Raw genomic sequence first — 4,899 nt, 5'->3', positions numbered from 1 at the left:
GCCTAATAGATGTGCATGCATATGGAATACAGTTTGGCCAGCTTTACCACCAGTGTTAAAAATTAAGCGATAACCATCTTTAGAAATACCCAACTCTTTCGCTACATCACGAACAAATGGCAATAAACCTTCTACATAATCAGCATTCTTTTCTGTAAGATGTGCAATATTAGATACGTGATTTTTAGGCACAATTAGAACATGTACCTTTTTTACTGGTTGAATATCATGGAATGCATAGAATTTATCGTTTTCCAATACTTTATTGGAAGGGATTTCACCATTAATAATTTTACAGAAAATGCAATCGCTCATAATTAGACTCCTTATTCAATAATTAAATTATTATCTTCAAAACCAACAACAGTTCCTCCAATGAGATCACCAATCTTATGTAGCCCATCAGACTTTACTTTACCATTCACATATTCGCTAGTTAAACCTGTATAGTAGCCATTTTCTTCCTTTTCAATAAGGATTTCACCTGGTTTACCAATACGAGATTTAGCGTATGCTTCATAACCAGCTTGACTAAGACCATTTAGCAATGCGACACGAGTCTTTTTTACGGCCTCCGGTACTTGATCAGGCATGGTTGCAGCTGGCGTACCTTCACGAATGGAATATGGGAAAGCGTGAATATGGGTAAATCCAATTTCACGTACTGTATTTAATGTTTCTTCAAAATCTTCATCCGTTTCTTGCGGGAAACCGGCAATGATATCAGTCGTAATAGATAAATCTATAATGCGAGAACGCAACTTTGCAATGAGATCTTTATACTCTTGTAATGTGTAGTGACGTCTCATTAATTTCAATACATGGTCTGAACCTGCTTGTAATGGCAAATGAAGGTTTGGACATACGCGTTTATCTGTAGCCATTAATTCTACTAGCTCATCTGAAACCTCAACAGATTCAATGGAGCCAAAACGAATACGATATAACTCAGGGATTTCTAATAAAGCTTTTACTACATCTGCCAATGTAGGTCTACCTGGTAATTCCACACCGTAATTGCCTAAATGAATACCTGTTAATACGATTTCGTGGAAACCATGGTCTACTAGACGCTTAGCTTCTTCTACGATATCTTCAATCTTACGAGATTTCAATTTACCACGAGTATATGGAATGATGCAGAAAGAGCAATAGTTATTACAGCCTTCTTGAATTTTCATGAAAGCTCGAGCCTTATCGGATTCATTACCAAACAATGGCATTTCTTCAAAATTTGACTCTTTCATAATATCTCGAACAGCATTGATTTGGCGTTCTGTAGATTCTAATTGTTCTACAAGCTCAACGATTTTTGATCGATTGTTTGTACCGATAACAAGGTTAACACCATCGATGGCTGCAATTGCATCTGGATCAAGTTGAGCGTAGCAACCTGTTACGATTACATAAGCATCTTCATTTTGGCGTTTTGCTTTTCGAATTAATTGACGGGATTTCTTTTCTCCCATATTTGTTACAGAACATGTATTAATTACATATATATCAGCTTTTTCATCGAAGTCTACTGCTTCGTAGTTGTTTTGTAAAAATAAACCTTTCATGGCATCTGTGTCATATTGATTTACACGACAGCCTAAGGTTGTAAAAGCAACGGTTTTCATTGCACCTCTCTATTCTTGTTTAATTTATAATTCTAATTCATATTGAATCATCGCTAGTGATCCAATGGCAGCAGTTTCAGCACGCAAAATAGTATTACCAAGAGAAACTGATTTTCCACCACTCTCTATAATAGCATTGATTTCCTTCTCTTGATAGCCCCCTTCAGGACCAATACAGATAAGAATGTCAGTTATATGTTGAGTATTATGTATTGATTGAAGTGCAGTCTTAATAGTATGACCTTCTTCATTTTCATAGGCTACTAGTTTTAATGCTTCATCCTCGATTTCCAGTACTTGTGAAAGCATTTCGCCTACAACAAGTGTAGGCAGTTGATGACGCCCACATTGTTGGGCTGCTTCTAACATAATTTTCTCCCAACGACTGACTTTTGCTTGTAATTTCTTATCATCATATTTAGCTACACAATTAGCGGTAGATACAAGATAGACTGTATCTACATTTAACTCTGTCGCCTTTTGCAATACCCATTCTAATTTTTCACCTTTTAATAAGGATTGAACAAGAATAGTCCGATACGGAGCTACATTAGACTCTACATATTTAATAAGTTTAGCTAGTGCCTTACCATCAACTTCTTCTGTAATCAGATAGGTACCACAACGATTATCACTACCTGTTACAGTGATAGGTTTCTCCATATTGTGGCGAAAAACATGTAACACATGATGTGTTACATCTTTTGGAAATTCTATCATTTCATCTAAAGGTGTAGGGATAAATATTTTCTTCATCGTTTTTCTAACGCAAAGGTATGCCAAGGGCCCGCCACGCGTTCCTCTATAATATGCCAATATTTAGTGATATACGGCAAGATTTCATCATATCGGTCATCAATAATACCACTAATGATTAAAATACCATTATCTTCAAGCTTCTTACCTATTTGAGGTAATAATATCTTTAAAGGATCTACCGTCAAATTAGCTAAAATTAATTGCGCAGTACCATTAAAATCTGTATCTAAATCACCACAAATAATTTCCGCATGTACACAATTATTTTCACAGTTAATTTTTGCTTGATTTGCTGCGTATTCTTCGATATCAATGCCGACTAAATGTTTTATGCCTAATTGTGCGGCTACTAATAAAAGTATACCTGTGCCTGTACCGATATCTAAACATGTAACCTTCTCAAGATCCATAGATTCACTATAAATTTTTAAAAGTTCTGCACACGTTCTAGTCGTTTCATGAGAGCCAGTGCCAAAGGAAATATCTGAATCGATTTCTATAATTGTTTTATTGTCAACGTTGTCATATTCTTGCCAAGCAGGCTTAATTACAATATTTGGTAATATTTCTGTAGGCTCAATATATTGTTGCCAAGAATTTAACCACGTAGATTCATCAAGTATATGTGCATCTATTGATTTAACCGTAATATTTGCCTCTGTAAGACGTTTTTCTAAGACTGCCTTGATCTCATCGGTATCAAGAGTTGGATCAGCATAGAGCGTTAATTTTATTAAATTAGGTTGTTCTTCAACATCTTCTTCTATAATTCCATTGTCTGCGTAATCGTCAAAAAGAGTAGTCACCTCATCGGTGGCTACTCTTTCACAGACAATGGATATTTCTATCCATTGCATATATGCTCCTTTATAGGGAATGTGATGGAACAAACCATTCCTTCACATGAGCTGTTCATTTCGTTAAACAGTCCTTGATTTTTTCAAAGAGACTTTTGCTCACTTGTAAATTATTTACATCTTCATTGCTTTCATTAGCAAAGCGTAATAATAACTCACGTTGCGTATCAGTCAATTTTTTAGGCGTTTGGACAGTTACTACAATATGTTGGTCCCCTCGTTGGTTAGGGTTACGCAAATATGGAATACCTTTGCCCTTTACGCGGAATGCCGTTCCCGTTTGAGTACCTTCCGGAATCTTTAACTCTACTTTACCATCTAAGGTGTTAACTTGTATAGTCGCACCAAGAGCAGCTTGAGCAAAGCTAATATTTACACGGCTAATAACGTCATTACCATTTCGCTCAAATTCTTTATGAGGACGAACAAAGATATATACGTAAAGGTCGCCCTTAGGACCGCCTAAAATACCTGGTTCACCTTCATTAGCGACACGCAAGCGAGAACCGCTATCTACGCCAGCAGGAATCTTAATGGAAATCTTGCGTTTTGCAAGCATTTCACCAGTACCACGGCATTTAGAACAAGGTTTTTCAATGCTTTTACCAGAACCATGACAACGGGAACAAGTGCGCACGGATTGCATACGACCAAATGGCGTATTTTGAATAACCGCTTCTTGACCAGAACCATGACAGTTTGGACAAGTATCGACACGAGAGCCTGGCTCACCACCAGTACCATGACAGTGATCACATTCTTCATGACGATGCACTTCGATTTCCATAGACTTACCAAAGACTGCATCTTCAAAGGAAATATCAATATCTTCACGCAAGTCATTACCTTTTTGAGGGCCTTGTTGTTGACGACCACCGCCAAACATGCCACCAAAAATGTCCCCGAAGATATCACCAAAGCCACCAGCTTGACCACCAAAACCGCCAAAGCCGCCTTGGAAACCACCGGCGCCAGCGCCGCCTCCTTGTTTGAAGGCGTCGTGGCCGAATTGGTCATATTGAGCTTTTTTAGTTTCGTCAGACAATACTTCATAAGCTTCGTTCGCTTCTTTAAACTTTGCTTCTGCTTCCTTTGGATTGTCTTTATTTACGTCAGGGTGGTATTGGCGTGCCTTTTTACGGAAGGCTTTTTTAATTTCATCTTGAGAGGCGTTTTTGCTGACCCCTAGGATGTCATAATAATCTCGTGCCATTAGTTACCAACCCTTCTTATTTCTTTTCGTCATCCACTACAGTGTAATCAGCATCAACTACATTGTCATCAGCTTTTGCTTGTTGGCCTTGTTCAGCGCCACCAGCAGCTTGTTGTGCTTGTTGAGCAGCAGCATACATTTGTTCAGCTAATTTGTGCAATGGTTGTTCCAAAGCTTCGCTATCTTTTTTGATGTCTTCAATGTTGCCAGCTTCGATAGATTTTTTCAATTTATCTTTTGCTTCTTCAACTTCTTTCAATAAAGCAGCATCGCCTTGACCATCAAGTTCTTTCAATGCTTTTTCAGCTTGGTATACCAAGGAATCTGCATTATTTTTAATATCTAATTCTTCTTTTCTAGCTTTATCTTCTGCTGCATGCGCTTCAGCTTCTTTAACCATGCGTTCGATTTCGTCTTCTTTCAATCCGCTAGAAGAAGTAATTGTAAT

General features: G+C 37.6%; 6 protein-coding genes. All 6 read right to left on the bottom strand.

Annotation, left to right across the window (positions count from 1 at the left end; genetic code table 11):
• Positions 1–315: histidine triad nucleotide-binding protein (locus Q0F90_RS07160; RefSeq protein WP_296004357.1), on the bottom strand; the 315-nt coding region annotated here is incomplete at its 3' end.
• Positions 316–326: 11 nt separating this feature from the next.
• Positions 327–1,622 carry a tRNA (N(6)-L-threonylcarbamoyladenosine(37)-C(2))-methylthiotransferase MtaB gene (mtaB, locus tag Q0F90_RS07155; protein ID WP_296004356.1) on the bottom strand — a complete coding sequence of 432 codons (1,296 nt, stop codon included), beginning with the start codon at positions 1,620–1,622 and terminating at the stop codon, positions 327–329.
• A 24-nt stretch (positions 1,623–1,646) separates the two neighbouring features.
• Positions 1,647–2,378 carry a 16S rRNA (uracil(1498)-N(3))-methyltransferase gene (locus Q0F90_RS07150; protein WP_296004355.1) on the bottom strand — a complete coding sequence of 244 codons (732 nt, stop codon included), beginning with the start codon at positions 2,376–2,378 and terminating at the stop codon, positions 1,647–1,649.
• On the bottom strand, positions 2,375–3,238 hold the full coding sequence (locus tag Q0F90_RS07145) for a 50S ribosomal protein L11 methyltransferase (RefSeq protein ID WP_296004354.1): 864 nt from the start codon (positions 3,236–3,238) through the stop codon (positions 2,375–2,377). Before Q0F90_RS07145 ends, Q0F90_RS07150 begins: the two co-directional genes overlap by 4 nt.
• A gap of 55 nt (positions 3,239–3,293) precedes the next feature.
• Positions 3,294–4,451 (bottom strand): molecular chaperone DnaJ, encoded by a 1,158-nt coding sequence (gene dnaJ, locus Q0F90_RS07140; protein WP_296004353.1) that lies wholly within the window; start codon positions 4,449–4,451, stop codon positions 3,294–3,296.
• 16 nt (positions 4,452–4,467) lie between these two features.
• A partial coding sequence (locus Q0F90_RS07135; RefSeq protein ID WP_296004352.1) for an Hsp70 family protein occupies positions 4,468–4,899 on the bottom strand: 432 nt, incomplete at its 5' end.

Source organism: uncultured Veillonella sp. (assembly GCF_934190855.1).
Taxonomy (GTDB): domain Bacteria; phylum Bacillota; class Negativicutes; order Veillonellales; family Veillonellaceae; genus Veillonella.
This window is presented reverse-complemented; position numbering and strand designations above follow the sequence as displayed.